We start from the raw sequence: 23,665 nt of genomic DNA on the forward strand, positions 1-23,665 counted from the left end.
TTTAAGAATGTTAAGTCACTGAAAGTATGAGAAACATTATGGAACAGTATATGGAAAAGCCTGACATCCTAATGCTCACTCAACAAAGTTTACAGAGTGAAAACTTTAAGGAAATGCTTTCTAAAAATACAGAAACTAAAATAACGATCATTGATACTAAGAACCCTAGCTATCATGAACTCATTCCGGAACGCTACTTTTTGCTTGTTGATTTTTCAGTTGAGATTCCTTCCGAAACTTTAGTTTATTTAAAAGATAGTAATAAAGTGCTAGGAACCATAATGCTTAATCTAGGTTATGACTTAGACACAGAAGAACTCGCTTCTTGGCCTCATGTAAAAGGTATATTTGGTCCAGGAGATTCAATGGACAAGGTTTGTCAGGGATTAAAAGCAATAATAAAAGGGGATAACTGGCTGTCTCGAAGATTACTTGATCAGCTAGTAAATTATTATCGAGGTAGAGAAGCAAATAACATTATCGAACCTGCTATTGAGGTTGAGCTTACTCGGCGTGAAGTTCAGGTTTTAAAAATGTTGAAAGAAGGTGGTTCAAATATGGAAATCGCTGATTCTTTATTTATCAGCGAGCATACTATTAAATCACATCTATACAATATTTTTAGAAAGTTAGAAGTAAAGAACCGTACGCAAGCTACAAGTTGGGCTAAGAGAAACCTGTAGTACTAGTATTAACTTGCTGTAATAAAAAGAAAATACTCTATAAAGTACTAAATTTTATATTTATTATTAAAATGTCAGTCTGAAATATCATCCCATATTCAAACTTATTCCTATTCAGTTGACTATTAGACTTCTCATGTCGTGACGAATCTAGTCAGACGTGGAACAGAAGGTCTATTCAATTAATAAGCTAAGAGGGAATAAAAATGAGCGCAAGTGACAATGACACGTATTTAGGCGATGCAGGTGTAAATAACCAATTTGCTGATTTCGATGGCGGCGATGATTTGTTTATCGGTTTTGGTGGTAATGACTCGTTTGTTGGCGGTGGCGGTAATGATTATGTGATCGGCGGCGACGGCGATGATCGCCTAACTGGTGGTGCAGGAGATGACATCCTTAGGGCTGGTACAGGAAACGACTACCTCGGCGGTGGTACCGGTAATGACTTGCTGTTGGGTTTGCTGGGCGACAATAAATTAAATGGTGGTGTCGGTGAAGATATTCTTGTTGCTGGTTCTGGTGACAACGTTTTAGTTGGCGGCAGCAATGGCGATAAGTTTGTGTTCACGGATAAGTTTGGTGGCCATGGCGAAGCCAAAGTTGTTGACTTCATCATTGGTGAAGACTCTTTGCACATCATTAGCGACTCTGTCACTGACTTTGGTGATTTAAGCTTTAGCTACGATGCAGTTGGGAATGCAGTGTTTACCGATGGGGCTGATCTAACAGTGAAACTTATTGGCGTGACTGAAACTGACATCAACACCTATGGTGCAGATCTGTTCGTAATCTAAACGACTGAAAATAACTCTGGATGGGAATTAGTTTGCGTGGCTCTGCCATGCTGAGGTGAACTAATCGGACACTCTAGAGCGATTTGAGGTTACCTTAAGCTAGGCGCTAGTATTTCTGGCGCCTACAATTTTCACGTTAAACGGAAGTAGTCGTGCAAAAAACGGTTTTCAAAGAAGTGAAACAAAAACTATGCACGCTTGCGGGCTTGCTGATCGTTTTTAGCCTTTTTATCAACTTATTGGTTCTCTCGATTCCGTTGTACATGCTTCAAGTGTACAACCGAGTGATATCCTCCTACTCAACCGATACTTTATTCTTGCTCACTGTCATCGTAATTGTCGCGCTGTTAACCATGTCCATCATCGACATTGCACGAGCACAAATGAGTAAATCTTTTGGTTATTGGATGGACACAAAACTCTCCGCTTTCATGCTCAAGCGCACGATTCAATATCAATCACATACCGGGAAGAGTTATACCTCGCAAACTCTGAGAGACATTCAGAACATCAAAAGCTTTTTGAGCAGTCAAGCACCTTATCCACTGTTGGATGCGCCCTGGACACCGCTGTTTATTTTATTTGTGTATTTATTGCACCCGATACTAGGTCACATCGCGTTACTTGGATCTATCGTATTGTTTAGCCTAGGTCTACTTAATGAGCTAATGACGCGTAAAACAATGCAAGAGAGCGAAGTCAGAGCGATTTCTCATATCAACAACGCAGAATTAGCCACGCAAAACTCCAATTCAATTCTCGCAATGGGGATGATGAATGCATTTTTAGAGAAGTGGCAGTCGCGCGTGAGTGAAGTGAATGTGCTTGAAGAGCGAGTTGCAGGTAAGTCCATCTACATGGCTAACTTTTCTAAGTTTGTGCGTGGATCACTACAGATATTTTTACTGGGAGGTGGTGCATGGTTAGTTATCCAACATGAGATAACGGCAGGGGCGATGATCGCGAGCTCCATATTAATGAGTCGGGCATTATCGCCGATGGAGCAGGCGATAGGCACGTGGCGAAGTGCGATGTCTGCTAAAGGCGCCTATAAAAGGTTGAAAGAAATCGATGCGATCGTGCGCCAAGATGAATCAGATATGCCACTGCCTAAACCAAAAGGACACTATGAGCTTACCGGACTGGCCTATCGCCATCCTGGAGCAACCGAACCAGTGCTGTCATCGATCAACTTATCGATTCCTCCGGGTGTTGCTGTTGGGGTGATTGGCCCTTCTGGTACGGGTAAATCGACGTTTGCTCGGCTGTTATTAGGTACGGTTAAGCCATTAGCGGGTAAAGTGACTCTTGATGGAATGGAAGTCTCCGTATGGGCATCTGAAGATCGCGGCGTGCATTTTGGGTATCTCGCTCAAGAGGTGGAGTTATTTCCTGGCACAATTCGAGAGAACATCGCGCGCTTTAAAGAAGAAGACCCCGCTAAAGTCATCAAGGCGGCTCAACTAGCAGGATGTCATGAATTAATACTCAAGAAAAACAAAGGCTATGATTGCATTATTGGTGAAAATGGCCGTGGTTTATCTGGGGGGGAAAGGCAGAGAATCGCTCTTGCAAGAGCCGTTTATGGCGACCCACCTATTGTGATTTTCGATGAAGCGAATGCCAACCTCGATGGTGAGGGAGAGGCTGCGTATCAACGTTTGATTGCCCATTTAAAAGCACAGAGTACAACGATTATCGTCATTGCCCACAATCCGAGTACGTTACGACAAATGGATAGGCTGTTGTATTTGGCTGACGGCCGAGTCAAGTTATACGGCGCTAAAGATGAAGTATTAAAACGTTTGATGGGCGAAGAAAGAACAGATATCCCAAGGGTAAGAAATGAGCAATCAACTGCCAACCGTTAATCAGAGTTCTACCGAGATCGTATACCGTTATAGCCCCAAAGCGAGACTAAGCTTTCGAAAACCAATTTTACTTGGTGTGGTGACCTTAAGTGTTTTTCTTGGAGGCCTTGGCTACTGGGCTGCAACAGCCAAATTAGAAAGTGCAGCGATTGCTTATGGTGATTTGTCTGTTCTCACTAAGCGACAAGAAATTCAGCATTTAGAAGGCGGTATTATTGAAAAGCTATATGTACAGGAAGGGGATTTAGTCGAAAAAGGTCAGTTATTAATTCAACTTTCTAAGCGTCAAGCTATGGCTAAGTTGGATTCGTTAAGTGGTCGTTTTATCCATACTCTAGCAAAGGAAAACCGTTTAAGTGCGGAGCTTGATGAGCTTCCAACGATTGTATGGTCTGATGATCTTGAAAGCATTCCCCGTGTCGATATCGTACAAGAAGCACAACTGGTTCAAAACAAGATCTTTGAAGCGAGAAAGCGATTCTTTGATAGTAAACTGAGTATCATTGAGCAGAGTATTTCTGGAGCAAACTTAGAGCTTGAAAACCTTCAGCAAACCAAAGTGATTGAGACGGAACGGCTCAACTTTATTGCTGAAGAAATAGACAGCAACCAAGCCTTGGTGCAAAAAGGTTTCTCGGGAAAATCTACTTTACTTCAACTCAAGCGCTTAGCAGCGGAGGTGAGAAGTACCTTAAGCCAGTTAGATAGGCAGTCGCTCACCGTTAGAAAAAGGTTAGATGAGAACCTAGCGCAAATTGAAGAGTTGAAGCTTGAAAGGCTGAATGAGATTGTCGAGGAACTACGAAATACCAAAACGGAAATTGTCGCAATTCGGGAAGAATATCGCTCCGCTCAAGATATTGTCGCAAGAACAACGATCAACGCACCTATTTCTGGTCGCGTAGTCAACATGCAAGTGTTTACCGAAAAAGGTGTGATTGGCTCGGGTGAAACGTTACTAGAACTGGTCCCGCAAGACGATAAGTTGTTAGTCGAGGCTCGTGTTAATCCTCAGGATATTGATTTAGTGAATCCAGGCCAGCAAGCGCATGTTCGTCTGACCGCTCTGAATGCACGGACGTTGGCACCTTTAGACGGTACTGTGCTGACGATTTCTGCCGATAAGCTCTCGCAAGAAAACCAAGAAGATTTTTATCTCGCTAGAATTGCAATTTCACCGGAAGATGTGACAAAACATCGTTTAACCTCAGGCATGAATGCCGAAGTGCTTATTTTATCTGAGCCACGAACGCCATTGAGCTACCTAATAAAGCCAATTACAGAAAGCATGAATCGCGCCTTCAGAGAGGAGTAATTTCAAAAAGACTTGAGTGAGCACGGACAACAGACAAAATAATTTGTTATCGTTAGCTGTTACTGGGCCGTATTTTTATTCGAGGGAGCCGTGGAATGGAGAAAGTGCAGTTAGTTGTCGATTTTCTTCTCACTCATAAATTGATTTTTACCGCACTGATCTTTGCGATTATGTGGTTAATTCGTCGTGCAATTTTATCGATGATTCGTGGTGATCACGCTTTTCTCTCAGAAGATCAGCGTAGTTGGATGTCCAGAACTAAAAATGGCACCTTTGCTGTTACATTACTGATTTTATTTATTTTATGGCAATCAGAAATTAACGAGTTTGCTCTGAGTGTAACGGCGATTGCCGTTGCCATTGTAGTGGCATCCAAAGAAATCATTTTGTGTTTTACGGGTTCGATTCAAAGAGCAAGTTCACGTTCTTTTCGCGTTGGGGACTGGATTGAGGTCGGGAAGTTATGCGGTGAAGTGATTGAGCACAATATGATGGCGACGGTGATTCAAGAGATCGACCTGCATCACGGGCAATATCATTACACCGGCAAAACAGCGACATTGCCTAATAGTATGTTCTTTACCTATCCAGTAAAGAACCTCAACTTCATGAAGCGGTACGTTTACCACAACTTTTCTGTAGTGGTGAAAGACTTCGTCAATTTGTATCCACTGTTACCGATTTTAACTGATAAAATTGAAGAACATTGCAGTTACTTTGCTGATGTTGCACATCGTTACAATGCGATGATTGAAAAACATGCTGGTGTTGACCTTCCTGGTTCTGAGCCACATATGCATATTTCTAGTAACATTAATGGCGAACAAATTCTGCACGTGATGATTTTCTGCCCAACCGATAAAGCGAACCACTTAGAGCATTTAATTCGTAAGGACTTTATGGAACTTTATGAGCAACGTTTTCCTGTAGTGCGAGAAGAATAGAGCATCGTACTTCGCCTTTAATTTCAAACCCCGCTATCAAAATAGCGGGGTTTGTGTTTCTTAGCGTATTTTTAGGCAGTCAAAATATTCCCAACTTAGCTGAATTTACTCTTCAGCATTAAAAATAGGAAGTAAGTGCTGCCTATAATAGCGACCAACGTGCCAGCTGCGACCTGACTTGGATAAATAGCGATTTGTCCTAGCCAATCTGCCCACAACATTAGGGTTGCGCCAATTAAGGCTCCGACACACAGTTGCTCTTTCACTTTTCTTGCTCCTAACATCATCGCCATATGGGGAGCGACCAAGCCAACAAAAGATATTGGACCAACTGTAGCGGTAGAAAAGGCGCATAACAAAGCAACGATGGTGAGCATAAGCGTATTGGCTACGGTAGGGTTAAGCCCTCGTGCATTTGAGAATTGTCGCCCGATGGAAATTAGTGTTAGCCAACGAGAAATCGAGAATACAGCGGCAAGCAGAACTATTATGGCCAAACATAACATCAGTGCGGTGTCGGCTGTGACTCGATAAATAGAACCAGTTAGCCACAATAAAATTTTGTAACTGTCACCTGAGCCTTGAGCTAGCGAAAATTGAACGAGGGCTTCTAATAGTGCCGTTAGTGCGATGCCGGACAACACGAAGTTAGATGGATTAAAATGGCTTCGTTTACCGATAACCAGCAATAACATCAATACGGACATACTTCCGAAAAAAGCGATACCCCAGCTAAATGCGGAGAGAAGCGACCCAGCGATGACTCCTGTCGTAATAATGGCAAACGTGGCTCCGGAAGACACACCGAGAATATCGGGACTTGCCAGAGGGTTGTAAACTATGCGTTGCAAAATGATTCCGGCAACGGATAGCGCAATACCGACAGAAAGTGCGGTTAACATGCGCGGCCAGCGCAATTGCCATTGGAACTCACCTGGCACAGACCATTGAATTCCGTTTATACCATGGGTAACGAATGAGTAAGCTAGAATCCCAACCAGACTGAATAGCGCAATGCTGCATACCGCGCGTTTAGAAAGCGCCGTTTTTCCTTGGCTCATTGAAAGGTTAAGTTGATCGGTTGCCGTCAGTTTTTTACGAGTAAACCAAATTAAAGCGGGAGCGCCAATAGCTGCAGCCGCTACGCCGCTAGGAATGGTTTCCTCTAACCATAAGCTCAGCGAGATAGCGGCAGAGTCTGTGATGATTAGTAGCATTGCGCCCAAAAGCATGCTGCTGATCAATTCGTCGCGCGGTGTTCTTGCCCCCATCGCTCTGGCAATATTGGGTGTCAGTAATCCGATGAAGCTGATAATACCAACTGCGGTGATGGAGGCAGATACCAGCCAAATACCCATCACCATTAACGCACCAAACGCGGGTAATACCGCTAAGCCTCGGGCTGCTGCGCCTTCTTGTCCTAGTTTCATTAAGGTCAGAATACGTGGTGCGACGATCAAAATTACGATTGCGATAGCGCAGCGAGGCAATAACCACTCAAACCAATCCCAGCTGTATTGAGAGAGGTCTCCTGCTCCCCACATAAAAATATTCTGTGCGAACTGGGCGTTTAAAATAATAATGGCTGTGGCGATAGAACCGAGCAAGATATTGATCACCATCCCCGAAACGACCAACGGCAAACCTGTCATATTACGCACACCGGCAATTGATACGATCAGGCCAAACGCCACTAAAGCCCCAAACATTGCGGCTAATGCAGAGTAATCGGCGACCCAATCGACGAACCAAATGTTTACCACGACTAATGCAAGCCAAGCACCAGAAGAGGTGCCAAGAGTCAACGGCGAGGTGAGGTTATTCTGCGTTAATTGCTGCATTAAGCTGCCGGTGAGACCAAGCATGGCACCAACAAGCAGGGTCATACTTAACCTAGGAAGCTGCGCTTGCGTAAAGAATACGTCACGAAACTCGGTTGCTACCTCTGGTTTTGTTAATAATTGCCATTGTTCGAAAAGTGATAAATTAGTATCAATTTGTAGGCTAAAGACGCTAAGTAATGTAATCAGCGCCAGATAACCAATATAATGTTTCGTTCTCATTGTTCTGGTGCCAACTCTATTAGACTGTCGGTAATCGCTTCAGCGGTGTATTGCAAAGACATGGCACCGCCATACGCCCACACTGCTCTGACTGAATTTACCCGCTGCTTTTTCACAAACGGCATCGCTTGCCAAAGTGGCGACTCTTTCAGTTTTCGTTCTTCTGGGAAAGGTTGTACGTAGAGAACGTAGCTGTTTTGAAGGCTCTGAAGCCGATTGATTCGATCTTGCTTTACTCCCCACGCACGTGGGTCCTCTTTAATTGGAGCCTGTAATCCCAGTTTTCTAACCACGTAGTCAGTGGTGGAGTTTTCGGTTGCAAGTAATACAGTATTCGGGGTTGAAAATCGCATCACAAGAACGCTGAGTGGAGCAGAGTAATAGTGGCGAATTCGCTGGCGCATCTGCGCAAATGAAGCATCTAATTCTGCCAGTTTCTGTTCAGCAAGTGCCTCTTTATTGAATAGCTTGCTGAGTGTACGAAAGTGACGAATGGCCGTTTCAGCTGCGGCCTCATTTTCAGAAAAATTAGGTAAATAGATTACCGGAGCAATTTGTTTGAGTAACGGAATCAAGTCTTGCTGTGGAGACGCAGCAAGGATGACATCTGGTTTCAAACTGGCTATTTTTTCTAAGTTGGGCTCTGCTCGGGTTCCAATATCTTCAATTGACTCTGGTGCAGTTGGATTGACGACCCATTGGCGGTAGCCTGGTAAATTTGGGGCTGCGATTGGTTCTACGTTTAGCGCCAAAACTTGTTCTAAGATGTCCCAGTTTAAGGCAACAACGCGTTGAGGCGCTTGCTCAAAACTATGCTCACCATATTCATCGGTAACGGTGATGACTGCATGTGCATTGGTCATAAAAAATACGAGGAGAAAAGCAGATTGTGTAACCACAGTAAGTAAACGAGCCATTATGCGCATACAACAGCCACCTTTTGGCTCGCTAATGTGTTAGCCGGGCTTGGGTGCTCAATCAGCTTAATTGGTGACTCATATAGTTTAGAAAGGCGTGCCTCGTCTAACAACATGTCGGCGTTGCCTTCAAAGGCAATTTTACCTTTTTTGAGCGCAACAATGTGGGTGGCGTAGCGCAGGGCTAAGTTCAGATCGTGCAGGATCACGATAATGCCTACGTTCTCGGTTCGATTCAGTTCTGCCAGCAGCGCCATTAGTTGAAACTGATGGTGAACATCGAGCGCCGAGGTTGGCTCATCGAGAATTAAAATTGGCGATTGTTGAGCCAGTAGCATAGACACCCAAGCGCGTTGGCGCTCGCCGCCCGATAAGTCATCCGCCAAAGCTTGAGCAAAAGGTGTAACCCCTGTTCGTTCCATAGCCTGCGTGATGATCTGTTTGTCTTCAGCTTTCCAACGACCAAGTGCCCCACGCCACGGAAAGCGACCTAAGCGCACTAGCTCTTCTACCGTTAAACCAGCCGAAGAGGGCAGCTTTTGTGGCAAATAGGCGATCTGTTTTGCCAACTCTTTGGTTTTGAGTGATGAAAGGGAAGTATCGTTTAGTGTTACCGTGCCTTTATCTGGTGGCATTTGACCAGAAAGCAGGTTCACCAGTGTCGACTTACCTGAACCGTTATGGCCTAAAACGACCGTTAGCTCATTTGTTGGGATGTTAAGTTGTTCGATGCCGAGGATCTGACGTCCACCTCGCACGATCTCAATATTAGACAGTTGAAACATGGATGGCTCTTAGGAGAAAACTCCCCTCAATAGAGGGGAGTAGAAGTACAATTACCAGCGGTAGTTTGCGTTTAGCATAACAGAGCGAGACTGGCCGTAGTAACACCAGTAATCGCAACCTGAAACAAACTCTTTATTTAGGATGTTGTTCACGTTTAGCTGTGCTTGCCACTGTGAAGTGATGTCGTAAGTGACTGACGCATCCCAAAGAGTGACTGAAGGAACCGTTAGGTTCGAGCTCTTAGGGTTATCTTTTGACTCACCTACGTAGCGCACACCAGTACCGATATTGAGGCCTGGAATCAGGCTGTAGGCGCTGTAGTCTACCCATGCAGAAGCTTGGTGCTCAGGAATAAGTGCGGCTTGTTTTTTACCTTGGCCAAAGCTCTCATCTGTTTTCGCTTTAGTGTAGGTGTAGCTTGCCATCAGTTTTAGATCGTCGGTTAGCTGCGCCGTGCTTTCTAGCTCAACACCTTGAGATGTCACTTCACCTGTTTGTGTCGCAATCCATGTTGATGGGTTTGTGACCAATGCATTCTTTTGCGTGATGTCGAACCATGCAAGGTTGATAAAGCCATCCATAAAGCTTGGCTCATACTTCACACCCACTTCTACTTGCTCGCCTTCCAGCGGTTTGTAAAGTTCATTGGTTGCCGCATCAATAGTGCTGATCACTTCAAACGACTGAGAGTAGTTTGCGTAAGGTGACAGGCCATTGTTTGCAAGGTACATCACACCCGCACTTAGAGAGAGCTGACCATCATCACGAGATTCACTTTGATCAACGGTAGCGCCTTTGCCAGAGTTTTCTGTTTTCACCCAGTCGTAACGAGCACCGATGTTACCAATCCACTGTTCATGCAGTTTCAATTGGTATTGTGAATAGAGACTTGCTTGAGATTTCTCAATCTCACGTTTCACGTTGTTGGCAGGATCAAGAGGGGTGAAGTTACCGTAAACTGGGTTCCACGGATTGATGGTGCCAAATGCGTAGTTGTCCTGCTCGTCGCCATCGGTTTTGTGGAATTGCAGATCCATACCGATAAGCACTGTGTGCTCTGCGTTGTCTGTCATCCAGTTACCGACAGCATTGTTATCGAACGTGATGCTCTGGTTTTTTCCGTCACGGAATACGATGCCTTGCGTTAACTCTTCTTTCGCTGGATCGTTGTTTGAGAACGCGTAAGAGCTGCGCAAGTACAACTCATTCGAACCGTAGTTGAGGTTTTGCGAGAGTGACCACGTGTCATTGATGTCGTGCTCTAGTAAGTAACCTAGAGAAAACTGCGTGCGTTCGTATTTATCGTAGTTTGGCTGACCAAGGTTAGTCGAAGGATCGATTTTGCCAAAGTTAGAACCAATCAGAGTACCTGCTGCCGGGAAGAATGGGTTAGTTGGTACACCGTCATCATGAAGGTAAGTTGCCAAAACGGTCAGCATTGTACGGTCAGAAATGTCGAACTCGACACTTGGCGCTAGGTAGAAACGCTCGTTATTTGTGCCGTCCAGTTCACCATCTTGGCTTGTCATCAAGCCAACCAAACGATAGCGCACAGTGCCTGCGTCGTTTGCTTCGTCAGCAATGTCAAAACCTACGGATTGGTGTTGGTTGTTGCCAACTTCGACTTTTACTTCGCCTTGAGGCGTAAACGTTGGTTTTTTCTGAACAGCATTCACGATACCGCCTGGTGCCGATTCACCAAACAGAATAGCCGATGGACCTTTAACGACTTCTACACTTTCTAGGCCGTAAGGTTCGACCAACCATGTGTAGTAACCATCGCGGAATAGGCGGTTGCCGTTTAGGTAAGTCGCTGCATCAAATCCACGAACTTTGAACCAATCAGTGTCGTTGTCTGCGCCATAAGGCTGAGCGGTTACACCAGACGTGTAGCGTAATGCTTCATCTAGCTTTTTCGGTGCACGAACACGAAGTTCATCTTCAGAAATGATAGATACGCTGCGCGGCGTTTCTGCTGCCGGGGTTTCTACTTTAAGTGCTTGCGCGGTGACCGTTATGGTCTCCATGGCAATCACGTCATCTTGTACGACGTCTTCTTGAGCTTGTGCTGTGAATGCAACCACTGCTGTAGGTGCTAAAGCACAAACCAACGCGTTGCGGATAGCGATGGTCAGTGAGTTATTCTTTTGCATAAATCTATTCCCGATAATTATGATTAACGCTAAGCTTAATTGTAATTATTATCATTTGAGCTTTTGTTTCGGTATTTTACTGACTTTTGTATCAAAAGATAGTAAAACGTTCGCAAATTCATTCGCGGTACCTAAAGTCATTGTTATGTTCAATTGGTTTGAAAAACTGACCCAACCCTTTCCCCAGATGGAAACCGAAAAGCCACCGAAGACGCTATTTGGCTTTTGTCGTTTTTACACTCGTGGCTTTGAAGCCCCTTTACTCGTTATGGCAGTGTTCAGTGCGCTTATTGCCATCACAGAGGTGACGCTGTTGCGTTATATGGGCGAGCTCGTCGATATTCTCTCTAATCAAGATCGCGCAACATTCTGGCAAGACCAGGGTGATCGCATGCTAATGATGCTGTTCTTAGTGGCGGTTGTGATGCCAGCTCTCGGTTTTGTCCACTCAATGGTGATGCACCAAACGTTATTGGGTAACTACCCGATGTCTATCCGTTGGTTGATTCACCGTTACTTGCTAAAACAAGCGGTTGGATTTTTCCAGCGTGACTTTGCAGGCCGAGTTGCGACCAAAGTGATGCAAAGTGCGTTAGCGGTACGAGAAACGGTCATGAAGCTGGTGGATGTACTGGTTTATATCAGCGTTTATTTTCTTTCGATGCTCTGGATGATGGGCGAAGCCGATGGTTTGCTAATGTTGCCTATTGTGATTTGGATAGGAATGTACGCGGTTATCCAGTTCTACTTTATCCCTAAAATGAAACAAGTAGCGACGGAGCAAGCGGATGCTCGTTCTGTAATGACTGGGCGCATTGTCGATTCTTACACCAACATATCTACCGTAAAGCTATTCGCGCACTCGCAAAGAGAGTTGGAATACGCAGAAAGCAGCATGAAGCAATTTTTGGTGACGGTTTACCGCCAAATGCGCATGGTGACTTGTTTACTGTTTAGTGTGGATGCCATCAACTATTTGCTGCTGATGTCTATTAGTGCCATTTCGGTTTATCTATGGCTAGATCACGCTGTAACAATTGGTGCTATTGCGATTGCCATCAGTATTGCGTTGCGCGTACAAGGTATGTCGAAGTGGATCATGTGGGAAGTTAGCGCACTGTTTGAAAACATCGGTACAGTAGTAGACGGTATTAATACGATTTCAAACGATGTTGAAGTGAAAGACGTACCAAATGCTAAGCCTTTGCAAATCTCTCAAGGTGAGATCTGCTTTGATCACGTAGGTTTTAACTACAGTGATGAGAAGGCAGTATTTGAGAACTTGAATCTGACTATCAAACCGGGCGAAAAAGTTGGCATTGTCGGTCGCTCTGGGGCAGGTAAATCCACGTTGGTCAACTTGTTGCTGCGCTTTTACGACGTAAATAGCGGTAAGATTTGCATTGATGGACAGGACATTTCTCAAGTTGAACAAGAGTCTCTTCGCCAACACATCGGTATGATCACGCAAGACACCTCTTTGCTGCATCGTTCAATTAAAGAGAACATTCTTTACGGTGATCCAGATGCTTCAATGGATGCCGTTATCGCAGCTGCTGAGAAAGCACATGCTCATGATTTCATTCAATCTCTACGAGACGAGCAAGGTAACGTTGGCTATGACGTTGAAGTGGGTGAGCGCGGCGTGAAGCTGTCTGGTGGTCAGCGTCAACGTGTGGCGATTGCTCGCGTTCTGCTGAAAAACGCGCCAATTTTGATCATGGATGAAGCAACGTCTGCACTTGATTCAGAAGTAGAATCGGCAATTCAAGAAAACCTTGAAGTTCTGATGGAAGGAAAAACAGTGATTGCGATTGCTCACCGTTTATCAACGATTGCCGCGATGGATCGTTTGATTGTAATGGATGACGGCAAAATCATTGAGCAAGGATCGCATTACGAGCTGCTGCAATTGGGTGGTGTTTACGCTCAGCTGTGGAAGCATCAAACCGGCGGCTTTTTGTCTGAGCAAGGTGATGCTCAACTACAAGTCATCTAATATGACGCTACACGAAAGAGGAGCAAATGCTCCTCTTTTTTGTGTCTGTCGTTTATACCGAGTAAGTAGGCGTTAATGGGCAACGTTAACTTGTGATTATTCATTGAGTTAGGCCAACTTAATGATGATTATGTTTATAACTCACTGTCGTTATTGAATTTTTTACGCTTTTTTTACGCGAACTCCGAATGGGCTTTTGCTAAAGTTTTCTACATCGAATTTTGGTTGATGTATTTTATGTTTGTTCAATGGCGAGATAACACCTTTCTCTTTTCTACTACCGTGATTGTTGGCGCGGTTGTCGTCTCATGGTTGTTAGACCAACTGTTTGGCTCTACAGCCGCAGTCCTGCTGATTTTACAGTTAGCTGTCGTGGTAGTGGCGTTTCAATGCAACTCGCGATTCGCTTATGCGGCGGCGGTGATCGAAGCGCTGAGCTTCAACTTCTTTTTTACGACACCTCGTTACTCTTTGCAGATGTTTCGTCCGGAAGACATTTTTAATTTAGTCGTGTTTATGGTGGTGGCATTTATCACCAGCACCTTTGCGGATCTTTATCGTCGCCAGCAGGGCGAGTTAAAACAAACCAAGCTGCAAAACAGCATCCTGCTATCGGTGTCCCATGACTTACGCACGCCGCTGGCAACCATTATTGGAACATTGACCACACTCAACGAGTACATGCCCAAGCTCAATGACTTAGAGCGTAAAGAATTGCTCGACAGTGCGACTTCAGAAAGCCATCGCTTGCATCAATATATCGAGAACCTCTTACAGGCGACTAAGCTCCAGCACGGCACATTAAAAATTACCAAAAAAGATGAGTTGATTGCAGATATTGTTCGGGATGCGGTTTCTCGTTTGCCAAATTACACCGAGAAAGTTTCCATGAATATGGATGATTCCGTTGGTTATTTATCAGTAAGTCGTTCGCTAATCGAACAAGCGATTTTTAATGTGTTGGATAATGCCATGCGATTTTCACCAGAGAATGAATCTGTTGAGGTTTCACTTTCTAAGCAGGGTTCGTCGTGCGTGATTGATGTTCGGGACATGGGGATTGGCATCAAAGCTGAAGATGCGGAAAAAATATTCAACCTTTTCTATTCCGGTGTGAACAACAAATCGGCCGATTCAGGCACCGGAATGGGACTCGCGGTTGCCAAAGGCATCATCATCGCACACCAAGGAGAGATTCAATCTATGCCAGTATCAGAAGGGACGCTGATCCGCATTCGACTTCCACTCAATCAAGGAGCAGAGCAGGCGTGAGTTACAAAGTTTTAGTCGTGGACGATGAGCCTCGCATTCATACCTTTATTCGAATTTCGCTGTCTGCTGAAGGGTTTGATTACATTGGCGCGAGTACCATTGCAGAAGCCAAAGCGTGTTTCGAAGCGTATTCGCCGCACGTCATTCTGCTAGATTTAGGCTTGCCCGACGGCGATGGGACGGAGTTTCTCACTACGCTTCGTCAGACCTATAAAACGCCAGTGCTAGTGCTGACAGCTCGCGATCAAGAAGAGGAAAAAATCCGCCTTTTAGAAGCGGGCGCGAATGATTACTTGAGCAAGCCTTTTGGCGTAAAAGAGCTCATCGCGCGCATCAAAGTGCTGGTTCGAGATTTGGTGGATGAGCAAACCGTCGCTGATGAGCTGGTGGCTGGCCGAGTCAAAATCATCAAAAGTACTCACCAATTTTGGTTGGATCAGAGGGAAATTCCACTCACCAAGAAAGAGTTTTCTTTCATTGAACAGTTGATTCTCAAGCCGGGAAAACTCATTGAGCAAACTCATTTGCTAGCGGTGATTTGGGGAAAAAGTCATGTCGAAGACACTCACTACTTACGCGTGTTAGTGAGTCAACTACGCAAAAAACTGAACGATAGTGCTGACGAACAGCGGCTATTAAAAACCGAGCCGGGGCTGGGTTATCGTTTAGTGCTTGAGACGTCCAAGCACTACTAAATTCCAAATTTAATCAACGTTAATGCCAAGGTTTAGTGCTGGTTATCGGCACTCGAACAGGATTCGTTTTGCCTATTTTCCGTGACGGAAAATCAGTCTAACCCTTAACGCATTAGCATTTTCTATACATAAAACACAGTTAGGTATTGATATGGCTCACTTTACAGTAATTGGTCTAGGGCGATTTGGCGTTGCCGCCAGCTTAGAACTTATTCATCTTGGACACACCGTAACGGGGGTGGATAGCGACCCGAAAATCGTCGAAAAATACGTCGAAGAGTTAACGCAAGCGGTCATATGTGACGCAACAGACGAAGGTGCACTCAGAGAGTTAGCGCTAGCGAACAGTGATGTGGTGTTGGTGGCGATTGGCGAAGACATGCAAGCCAGTTTGTTGTGTACGCTGGCGCTGAAAAATCTGGGTGTGAAATCTATTTGGGTCAAAGCGAGCACCAAAGCACACCACACCATGGTGTCTAAGCTTGGTGTACAACGCATTATTCATCCGGAAGAGGAGATGGGCGTAAGAGTCGCGCAGGCACTCAACTATCCGATGGTGAACAACTATTTGGAAATGGGGCATGGCTTGTATGTGGTGGAAATCCACGTTAAATCCAATCTGCACGATACGCCGCTTTCTAAGTTGATCAGCCGAGGCAGTTACAACATTCAGCCTATCTTGGTGAAGCGCGAAGAAGCCGTCTACACCAATATCAATGATGAGTTTGTGCTTAATGAGTTCGACACGCTGTTGCTTTGTGGTAGTCGCGCTGAGCTGAAATACGTCGCTCCAAGGTTGGTGTAACATGGTTTTGTGGCATCCCTCTATTATCCCCATCGAGCGAAAACCCAAAGCGGGCAAAAAATTGTTGGGCGCACCGCCATTAATACTTAGCCTCAGCTTTGCGTGCTTGATCATGCTCGGCTCGGTCTTACTCAAACTGCCGATTGCCACCACAGAGCCCATCACTTGGATTCAAAGCCTGTTTACAGCAACATCGGCCATTACGGTGACGGGATTAGTTGTGGTAGACACGGGCACGGCGTTTACGCCTTTTGGGCAAGTGGTTATTGCTTTCCTGATTCAATGTGGTGGCCTAGGTTTGATGACGTTTGCTATCGTGACCTTGCTGGCTCTGGGCGGAAAAATTGGCTTTTTGGAGCGAGCAGTCGCGAGAGAGGCGTTCAACCAGACTGATTCATCGACACTCATTGCCACTGCTAAATCTGTATTGATGTTCGCTCTGCTCGTTGAACTTATTGGTTTCACTATTTTGAGCGTTTATTGGAGTGAAGAGCTGGGCTGGGAAACCAGTTTGCTCCATGGTTTCTTCTACACCATCAGTGCGTTTAACAATGCAGGTTTTGCGTTGAGTGCCGATAGCTTAATGCCTTACGTGGACGACCCGGTCGTTAACTTCACCATTACCAGTTTGTTCATTATTGGTGGTTTAGGCTTCTCGGTTTGGATTGACTTAAAACGCAATCGCCGTTGGCACCGACTCACCGTTTACAGTCGAATGATGATCTTAGGCACGGTGATCATTAACGTGGTGGCACTTATCGCGATTTACCTGATTGAATATGACAACCCCAACACGCTTGCCCCGTTGAGCGAGGCAGGGAAATGGTGGGCATCGTGGTTTCAAGCGGTGACACCAAGAACGGCAGGGTTCAACACTTTAGCTATCGATCAGTTGGAAGATGCCACAACGGCGATCATTCTGGTGTTGATGTTTATCGGCGGTGGTTCATTGAGTACGGCAAGTGGCATTAAAGTTGTGACATTTATGGTGTTAGTCTTGGCAACTTACAGCTATTTGCGTCGTGATGAAGCAACCTATGCCTTTCAACGCGAGATTCCCAAAGAGACCATCAGCAAGGCATTGGCGCTGACTCTGATCTCGGTGGGGGTGACTTGGTTTGCCATCTTCACGCTGTTACTGACAGAGAAAGCGTCTATGTTAGACATTATGTTCGAAGCGGTCTCGGCACTGGGTACGGTTGGTTTGTCGCGTGGCTTAACGGGCAGTTTGTCCGAACCGGGTGAGTTAGTGATCATCTTCATGATGTTTATGGGACGATTAGGGCCCCTTACTTTGGCGTACTTCTTAGCCAGTCCAAGAAAGAAAAAAGCGCGTTACGCGAGCACTAAACTGGCAATAGGGTAAATGGGCTAACTCGTACAAAGTGAGCAAAAGGTTAGGCAAAAGAGGAGTAACTGCTCCTCTTTTTGTGCTTGTTGTAGCCACGAAACTGTATACGGCAGTCTCTCTCACAACAATTTATGATTCATCTCTATTTTTTATCATTTATAAATTGTCGTTTTTGAGGTGTTGTCCAGAATGGCATTATCCACGTGCAACATAAGATTGCCGGGAATAAAAATAATTACAATACTGCCTTACTGGAAGATACATGAAAATCAAACCCCTCCCACCTTTAAATAGCCTCGTTGCGTTTGAAGCGTCGGCGCGGCACTTGAGTTTTACGTTAGCCGCTGACGAGCTAAACGTGACCCAAGGTGCTATCAGTCGCCAAATTAGACAATTAGAAGAATACTTAGGCAAGGCTATGTTCACGCGAGCCAATCGAAGCATTAATTTAACGCCTACAGGTCTTCAATATTATCAAGCTGTCAGCCAATCTTTGCTCGATATTGCTCAAATCACGGGTGAAGTGAAGAAATGGCAGGGCGAACAAAAGATCACGGTTGCGACGACAAATGCAATGGCAGCCTTGTGGTTGTTGCCTAAGGTTGCTCAATTTCAAAATGAACATGATGACATCGATATAAGGATATTGGCCTCAGATAATGTGTTGGACTTACGCCGATTAGATTGCGATCTCGCCTTGTTTTATTGTCGCACTCCACCTGCGGAAATGGATGTGACAACGCTATTTTCAGAAGAGGTATTCCCTGTGTGTAGCCCGCTTTATTTAGAGAAAATCGGCCAGCCTAGTGAGCCAGAAGAAATCTTCAATAAAACGTTACTCTATCTGGAAGAGTCTCAAAGAGATTGGGTGAATTGGGAGCAGTGGTTTGCAAGTGTGGGGTTGCCAAATATTTCGCCTCGTAATCGCATGAACATCAATAACTATCCAATGCTGTTACAAGCGGCAATTAATGGTCAGGGAATCGCGTTAGCCTGGGGGTCATTAGTGGACGACTATTTACAAAGCGGCGCTTTGGTTAGGCCAGTCGAACACGTGCTTTCAACACCTTCCAATTTTTCTATGCTTGAACCTAAAAATAGAGGTTTAATCCCAGCCAGCGTCAAACGTTTTAGAGAATGGCTTTTGCATCAGTTGCCAGATGAGGTAGGTGATCGAGGCTTAGCTTAAATCAATAAGCAGAGAAAATAACAGAGTTTGGTCATGTTAAAAAAGCGGGAATATCAGTTCCCGCTTTTTTAATTGATTGATGAAACGACGCACTAACTTAGTACTGGTCCCTGATTAAGTGTGGAATCATCTTTCAGCGAGGATCTTGAAGCGATAGGCTCGGAAGCCACAGTTTTGCTTTCAACAAGCGGTTCAACAGGACCATCAAGTTTCTCTTGCTCTGGGTGAACATGCTCAGGAAGCATTGCCCATGGCTTAGGTTCGCGTCGAATACTATGGAACAGCGTTAAGCTCATCACCGCGATAAAAATCGCGATAGGGAAACCGGCAATAATGGAGGCTGTTTGCATTGCTTTTAACCCTCCTGCATATAGAAGCACTCCCGCAATGGCAGCGATCATGATTCCCCACAATACGCGTATAGACGTAGGAGGCTCACTGTGCCCAGCGGCATCGAGGGTACATAGAACCAAGGTACCCGAGTCTGCGGAGGTAATGAAATAAGTACCGAGCAATAGACACGCAAGCACGCTAAGGAGTTTACCAAACATACCTGTATCTAGATTGTCGAATAGCGTAAACAAAGCGCGTGTCGTATCGGCTTTAGTCGCTTCAAGAATCGGGCCGCCAGAGAAATCCGCAGGTGGTGTTTGTTTGGCTTCTTGTGCCGCAGTGACTTGCTCTTGATGAGCAACACGAGCGTCTTGCTCTACCTTCAACGCTGCACCACCAAATACTGAAATCCATAAAAACGTGATCAGCGTGGGTACGATGAGAGCACCGCCGATAAGTTCACGTATTGTGCGTCCTTTAGAGATACGAGCCACAAACATGCCAACGAAAGGTGCCCAAGTCATCCACCAAGGCCAGTAATAAGCCGTCCACCAGTTTTGCCAGCCAGAGTCATTCTGTGCATCGCTCCATAAGCTCATACCGACAATGTTTTGTGCATAAAGCCCCGTACTTTCGAGTAGCGTATTTAAGATATAGCGAGTTGGGCCAATGTAAAGTACGACTAGCACGAGTGCGAGTGAGAGCAGCATGTTCCATTCTGATAAACGGCGAATACCTTTTCCTACACCAGATAGCACCGACGCAACCGCACAAGTACAAAGGGAAACGATAATAAAGAGTTGAATCCCCAAACTAATATCTAGACCAAAGGCTTGATTCAAACCAGAGTTTATTTGGATAACTCCCATCCCCAAGGTTTGAGATATACCGAAAGCGGTCACCGCGACTGTTAGGATATCAACCGTGTGTCCGATAGGCCCATAAATACGATCACCAATCAAAGGGTACAAGATAGAGCGTAGGGTAAAAGGCAGATCTTTACGGTAGGAAAAGTAAGCTAATGCGAGTGCCACAATGATAAAGACAGACCAAGGATGTAGGCCCCAGTGAAAGAATGTCAGTTTCATTGATGTTGTTGCGGCTTCATTGGTCAGGCCTTGAGTAAATGGGTTGTCAGCGTAATGCCACATCGGTTCGGCGACCGACCAGAAAATCAAGCCTATCCCCATGCCTCCGGAAAAAAGCATGGATACCCAAGACAAATAACTAAACTCTGGTTTTTCGTCATCTTTACTCAAACGAATATGCCCATATCGACTAACCATAAGGTAAAGAAGAAAACCGACAACGAGTGAAACAAGTCCGATGTAAAACCACTTCATATTCTGCAGCAAAATGCCGGAAATCGTTTCGAAGTATTGGCCCGCTTGGTTGGCGAGAATGGCGCAGAAAAGTACAAAACCGATAACGACGATCTTTGATGCGATAGTCACAGTCGGATTGAGTCCTTTCAATATCCCAGATGTTGCTCTCATAGGCATCCCTCACAGTGCGTTTGTTTTAGCGTTATTGTTTGTTGCGTTATTGTTAATTTTTGAAAGAGAGTAGAGAGAGGGCTTTTGTGTTTCAACTGATTAATACTCATCGGTTAATGAGTATTAATCATGACAAGAAGATTATTGTTAATTAAAAGGTTATTTTTTGTTCGAGATCAATGCATGAATGACAAAAACTCATCCAAGCCCGGCGAAAAAGTCGTTTGTTTGTTGCCGGGTTGTTAATCAAAATCATCTCCACTAACACAACACGATGTTGTACGCACTGGATGCAACTCGACTCTCGGAGATAAGAATATGAGTAATGTCAACCAAACCATTATTCCTGTTGAACTTGTTGATAATGTACTGAACCCAATCAGTGAAGCAACAGGAATGCCGAATCAGGCCTACACCAGCGAAGAGTATTTTACTTTTGAGCGTGATCAGGTGTTTGGTAACACTTGGGTATGCATTGGTTTTGCATCAGACCTGCTTAAAAATGGCTATGTGATGCCACTTGATTTCATGGATCTTCCACTACTCATGATGAGAAATCGTCAAGGTGAAGTCCAAGTCTTCCACAACGTATGTAGTCATCGTGGTATGAAGCTGGTGCATGAGGCAGGCGAAGTTCAAGGCATGATTCGCTGTCCTTACCATTCATGGACGTACGATCTTGACGGCAATCTAAAAGGCACACCACACATTGGTGGTATCGCAAAACACAAAGATGACCGATTTAAGTGTGAAAAACATGGCCTTAAGCCACTTCGTTCAGCCGTTTGGATGGACATGGTGTTCGTCAACTTATCGGGCAATGCAGAAAGCTTTGAAGAGCATATCGCGCCGCTAGAGCAACGTTGGCAGCAATTCTTAGGTGAAGAAGGATTAGGGCTTCTTCGCCGCGTGAACATGGGTGGCAACTTAGAGATAGAAGTGAAAAGTAACTGGAAGCTTGCCGTAGAAAACTACTGTGAAGCTTACCACTTACCTTGGGTGCATCCGAGTTTGAACAGTTATTCTCGCCTAGAGGATCACTACAACATCATGTTTGCAGAGCGTTTTGCTGGCCAAGGTAGTCTCGCATACAACCTCTCTGATACTGCAGGAACACACTTACCTAAATTTCCAAACTGGCCAGAAGATAAACTGCGTCATGCAGAATATGTTGCACTCTTTCCAAACGTGTTGCTTGGTATTCAAGCCGATCATGCCTTTGCGATGATGATTGAACCAATCACTGCGAATAAGAGTGTTGAGCACCTACGTGTTTTCTATGTGGGTGATGAAGCAACGAAAGATGAGTTCGCTGCGTGCCGTACTGCTACCGTTGAGTCATGGCGAGTCGTATTCGGCGAAGATATTGGAGCGGTCGAGGGCATGCAGGAAGGTCGTTACTCACCTGGCTTTGGTGGTGGTGTGTTCTCACCAGAAATGGATGTTCCGACGCATTTCTTCCAAACCTGGTTGGCAAAGCAAGTGAAAGCGGCACTGGAGCAGTAATATGATGCATTACCTTAATTATATTGATGGTGAGTGGTGCGATTCAGAGCAAGCGCTGACCGTCATGAACCCTGGCACAGCCGAAGCGTATGCGACGATTGCAGAAGCCACTATCACCGATGCCGATCGCGCAATGGCAGCGGCACGTCGAGTGGTCTATCAAGGTCTTCTTTCGGACGTTCGTCCCGCCGTCAGAACCGAGTGGATGTTAAAAGCCGCCGCAGCTATTCGTGAAATGGTTGATGAAGGTGGGTTAGTTGCCTGTCGTGAAAATGGGAAATCTTTGCAAGATGCCAAAGATGAGTTTTTAGAGTCGGCACGTTACTTCGAATACTACGCTGGCATGGCCGACAAGCTGGAAGGCACGTCAATTCCGTTGGGTAAAGACTATGTCGACTTCACTCAATATGTGCCGTTTGGCGTGTCAGTGCAGATTGTGCCGTGGAATTTCCCTGTCTCTATTTGTGCACGCTCATTGGCACCTGCATTAGCCGCAGGTAACGCAGTGGTGATCAAATCGCCAGAGATTTCTCCACTTGCCATGACGTTGTTGATTAAAGCGATTGAAAAAGCGGGCTTCCCAAAAGGCACGATTAACTTGCTATGTGGCAAAGGCTCAGTCGTTGGCAGTCATTTGGTGCAGCACCAAGAGGTCGATCAAATTGTCTTTACGGGTTCTGTTCCAACTGGCCAACGCATCCTGCAAGATTCAGCGCAACGCGCTACTCCATCGGTGATGGAGCTGGGTGGTAAATCGGCTGCTATCGCGCTGAAAGATGCGAGCCTCGAAACACTTTTGAAAAGCGTTCAGGTCGGTATTTTCTTTAACGCTGGTCAAGTTTGTTCGGCAATGTCTCGTTTGCTGATTCAAAAAGAGCGTTATGAAGAAGTAAAAGCGGCGGTTGTGGAAATGGCAAAAAGCCTAACCATTGGCCAAGGCGAAAGCCAGCCGGACATCACACCGTTGGTATCGGCTGATCAACAAGCGCGCGTGCTTGAAATGATAGAACAAGCAAAAGCCGACGGCGCGAACATCCTAACGGGTGGCTACGCCCCTGATTTGTCGGGTTACTTTGTGGCACCGACGGTGATTGAAGCCTCACCAGATATGCGTATTGCTCAAGAAGAAGTGTTTGGCCCTGTACTGGTAATTACACCGTTTGAAACCGAGCAAGAGGCCGTTGAAATCGCGAATGGCACCGATTTTGGCCTGGTCGCTGGTGTCTTTGGTGAAAGCCTAAACCAAACATTGCGTGTGGCACAGCAACTGCGTGGTGGACAAGTGTTCATCAATGAATGGTTTGCTGGTGGCATCGAAACACCATTTGGTGGCGTGGGCTTGTCCGGGTTTGGGCGAGAAAAAGGACAAGAAGCGATTTATAGCTACGTCCAGACACGCAATATTGCCATTCGTTTGCAGCAAGACAGCAACGTATAGCTACCGTGTAACTGTATTTTCATCACCTCGTACCGGCTTGGATTTCAGACCA

General features: G+C 45.4%; 18 protein-coding genes. 13 read left to right on the forward strand and 5 right to left on the reverse strand.

The features are described from left to right. The first annotated feature begins 26 nt into the window (after nt 1-26). The 5 genes from R7190_RS02015 to R7190_RS02035 all read left to right on the forward strand — a co-directional run bounded on the left by R7190_RS02015 (nt 27) and on the right by R7190_RS02035 (nt 5,610). Nucleotides 27-683, forward strand: coding sequence for a LuxR C-terminal-related transcriptional regulator (locus tag R7190_RS02015; protein ID WP_186585121.1), 657 nt, complete (start codon nt 27-29; stop codon nt 681-683). Nucleotides 684-889: 206 nt separating this feature from the next. Beyond that, nucleotides 890-1,480, forward strand: a complete 591-nt coding sequence (locus R7190_RS02020) for a calcium-binding protein (protein ID WP_033906739.1) — start codon at nt 890-892, stop codon at nt 1,478-1,480. Between the two features lie 152 nt (nt 1,481-1,632). Beyond that, the gene (locus R7190_RS02025) at nt 1,633-3,351 is read left to right on the forward strand and encodes a type I secretion system permease/ATPase (protein WP_033906740.1); all 1,719 of its coding nucleotides are present in this window, start codon (nt 1,633-1,635) and stop codon (nt 3,349-3,351) included. After that, on the forward strand, nt 3,326-4,666 hold the full coding sequence (locus R7190_RS02030; RefSeq protein WP_186585122.1) for an HlyD family type I secretion periplasmic adaptor subunit: 1,341 nt from the start codon (nt 3,326-3,328) through the stop codon (nt 4,664-4,666). The genes R7190_RS02025 and R7190_RS02030 overlap by 26 nt, the downstream gene beginning before the upstream one ends. 95 nt (nt 4,667-4,761) lie before the next feature. Continuing rightward, on the forward strand, nt 4,762-5,610 hold the full coding sequence (locus R7190_RS02035; RefSeq protein ID WP_005375171.1) for a mechanosensitive ion channel family protein: 849 nt from the start codon (nt 4,762-4,764) through the stop codon (nt 5,608-5,610). Nucleotides 5,611-5,705: 95 nt separating this feature from the next. On the opposite strand, the gene fhuB is transcribed toward R7190_RS02035, so the two are convergent. The 4 genes from fhuB to R7190_RS02055 are packed head-to-tail and all read right to left on the reverse strand — an operon-like array spanning nt 5,706 to nt 11,529. Continuing rightward, nucleotides 5,706-7,673 carry a Fe(3+)-hydroxamate ABC transporter permease FhuB gene (gene fhuB, locus R7190_RS02040; RefSeq protein ID WP_005383903.1) on the reverse strand — a complete coding sequence of 656 codons (1,968 nt, stop codon included), beginning with the start codon at nt 7,671-7,673 and terminating at the stop codon, nt 5,706-5,708. Beyond that, nucleotides 7,670-8,599: an iron-siderophore ABC transporter substrate-binding protein gene (locus tag R7190_RS02045; RefSeq protein WP_052484250.1), complete on the reverse strand. Its 930-nt coding sequence runs from the start codon at nt 8,597-8,599 to the stop codon at nt 7,670-7,672. The genes fhuB and R7190_RS02045 overlap by 4 nt, the downstream gene beginning before the upstream one ends. After that, the gene (locus R7190_RS02050) at nt 8,590-9,375 is read right to left on the reverse strand and encodes an ABC transporter ATP-binding protein (protein ID WP_017635311.1); all 786 of its coding nucleotides are present in this window, start codon (nt 9,373-9,375) and stop codon (nt 8,590-8,592) included. The genes R7190_RS02045 and R7190_RS02050 overlap by 10 nt, the downstream gene beginning before the upstream one ends. Before the next feature lie 51 nt (nt 9,376-9,426). Then, entirely contained in the window at nt 9,427-11,529 is a 2,103-nt protein-coding gene (locus tag R7190_RS02055) for a TonB-dependent siderophore receptor (protein WP_318137506.1), read from the reverse strand. Between the two features lie 145 nt (nt 11,530-11,674). Between R7190_RS02055 and R7190_RS02060 the strand changes: the two genes are divergently transcribed. From R7190_RS02060 to R7190_RS02085, 6 genes are all read left to right on the forward strand, one after another. Beyond that, nucleotides 11,675-13,528, forward strand: coding sequence for an ABC transporter ATP-binding protein (locus tag R7190_RS02060; RefSeq protein ID WP_042521744.1), 1,854 nt, complete (start codon nt 11,675-11,677; stop codon nt 13,526-13,528). Between the two features lie 237 nt (nt 13,529-13,765). After that, nucleotides 13,766-14,800 carry a DUF4118 domain-containing protein gene (locus R7190_RS02065; protein ID WP_186585124.1) on the forward strand — a complete coding sequence of 345 codons (1,035 nt, stop codon included), beginning with the start codon at nt 13,766-13,768 and terminating at the stop codon, nt 14,798-14,800. Continuing rightward, the gene (locus tag R7190_RS02070) at nt 14,797-15,495 is read left to right on the forward strand and encodes a response regulator transcription factor (RefSeq protein WP_053350063.1); all 699 of its coding nucleotides are present in this window, start codon (nt 14,797-14,799) and stop codon (nt 15,493-15,495) included. Before R7190_RS02065 ends, R7190_RS02070 begins: the two co-directional genes overlap by 4 nt. A gap of 151 nt (nt 15,496-15,646) precedes the next feature. Then, nucleotides 15,647-16,300, forward strand: a complete 654-nt coding sequence (locus tag R7190_RS02075; RefSeq protein WP_186585125.1) for a potassium channel family protein — start codon at nt 15,647-15,649, stop codon at nt 16,298-16,300. Between the two features lies 1 nt (nt 16,301). Continuing rightward, entirely contained in the window at nt 16,302-17,666 is a 1,365-nt protein-coding gene (locus tag R7190_RS02080) for a TrkH family potassium uptake protein (protein ID WP_186585126.1), read from the forward strand. A gap of 247 nt (nt 17,667-17,913) precedes the next feature. After that, nucleotides 17,914-18,840 carry a LysR substrate-binding domain-containing protein gene (locus R7190_RS02085; protein WP_054578636.1) on the forward strand — a complete coding sequence of 309 codons (927 nt, stop codon included), beginning with the start codon at nt 17,914-17,916 and terminating at the stop codon, nt 18,838-18,840. Nucleotides 18,841-18,932: 92 nt separating this feature from the next. On the opposite strand, the gene R7190_RS02090 is transcribed toward R7190_RS02085, so the two are convergent. Continuing rightward, nucleotides 18,933-20,669, reverse strand: a complete 1,737-nt coding sequence (locus R7190_RS02090; RefSeq protein ID WP_021035854.1) for a BCCT family transporter — start codon at nt 20,667-20,669, stop codon at nt 18,933-18,935. Nucleotides 20,670-20,987: 318 nt separating this feature from the next. On the opposite strand from R7190_RS02090, the gene R7190_RS02095 reads away from it, so the two are divergent. Next, nucleotides 20,988-22,175: an aromatic ring-hydroxylating oxygenase subunit alpha gene (locus R7190_RS02095; RefSeq protein ID WP_054578637.1), complete on the forward strand. Its 1,188-nt coding sequence runs from the start codon at nt 20,988-20,990 to the stop codon at nt 22,173-22,175. Nucleotide 22,176: 1 nt separating this feature from the next. Continuing rightward, nucleotides 22,177-23,613, forward strand: a complete 1,437-nt coding sequence (locus R7190_RS02100) for an aldehyde dehydrogenase family protein (protein ID WP_053303840.1) — start codon at nt 22,177-22,179, stop codon at nt 23,611-23,613. The last annotated feature ends 52 nt before the right edge of the window (nt 23,614-23,665 follow it).

The organism is Vibrio sp. 1078-1, assembly GCF_033340475.1.

Excerpts from the sequence above, each read along its gene's own strand:
- R7190_RS02045 (WP_052484250.1), bottom strand. The coding sequence starts at position 8,599 with ATGCGCATAATGGCTCGTTTACTTACTGTGGTTACACAATCTGCTTTT.
- R7190_RS02030 (WP_186585122.1), top strand. The coding sequence starts at position 3,326 with ATGAGCAATCAACTGCCAACCGTTAATCAGAGTTCTACCGAGATCGTA.
- fhuB (WP_005383903.1), bottom strand. The coding sequence starts at position 7,673 with ATGAGAACGAAACATTATATTGGTTATCTGGCGCTGATTACATTACTT.
- R7190_RS02100 (WP_053303840.1), top strand. The coding sequence starts at position 22,177 with ATGATGCATTACCTTAATTATATTGATGGTGAGTGGTGCGATTCAGAG.
- R7190_RS02035 (WP_005375171.1), top strand. The coding sequence starts at position 4,762 with ATGGAGAAAGTGCAGTTAGTTGTCGATTTTCTTCTCACTCATAAATTG.
- R7190_RS02080 (WP_186585126.1), top strand. The coding sequence starts at position 16,302 with ATGGTTTTGTGGCATCCCTCTATTATCCCCATCGAGCGAAAACCCAAA.
- R7190_RS02090 (WP_021035854.1), bottom strand. The coding sequence starts at position 20,669 with ATGAGAGCAACATCTGGGATATTGAAAGGACTCAATCCGACTGTGACT.
- R7190_RS02015 (WP_186585121.1), top strand. The coding sequence starts at position 27 with ATGAGAAACATTATGGAACAGTATATGGAAAAGCCTGACATCCTAATG.
- R7190_RS02085 (WP_054578636.1), top strand. The coding sequence starts at position 17,914 with ATGAAAATCAAACCCCTCCCACCTTTAAATAGCCTCGTTGCGTTTGAA.
- R7190_RS02050 (WP_017635311.1), bottom strand. The coding sequence starts at position 9,375 with ATGTTTCAACTGTCTAATATTGAGATCGTGCGAGGTGGACGTCAGATC.
- R7190_RS02060 (WP_042521744.1), top strand. The coding sequence starts at position 11,675 with ATGTTCAATTGGTTTGAAAAACTGACCCAACCCTTTCCCCAGATGGAA.
- R7190_RS02065 (WP_186585124.1), top strand. The coding sequence starts at position 13,766 with ATGTTTGTTCAATGGCGAGATAACACCTTTCTCTTTTCTACTACCGTG.
- R7190_RS02075 (WP_186585125.1), top strand. The coding sequence starts at position 15,647 with ATGGCTCACTTTACAGTAATTGGTCTAGGGCGATTTGGCGTTGCCGCC.
- R7190_RS02020 (WP_033906739.1), top strand. The coding sequence starts at position 890 with ATGAGCGCAAGTGACAATGACACGTATTTAGGCGATGCAGGTGTAAAT.
- R7190_RS02095 (WP_054578637.1), top strand. The coding sequence starts at position 20,988 with ATGAGTAATGTCAACCAAACCATTATTCCTGTTGAACTTGTTGATAAT.
- R7190_RS02055 (WP_318137506.1), bottom strand. The coding sequence starts at position 11,529 with ATGCAAAAGAATAACTCACTGACCATCGCTATCCGCAACGCGTTGGTT.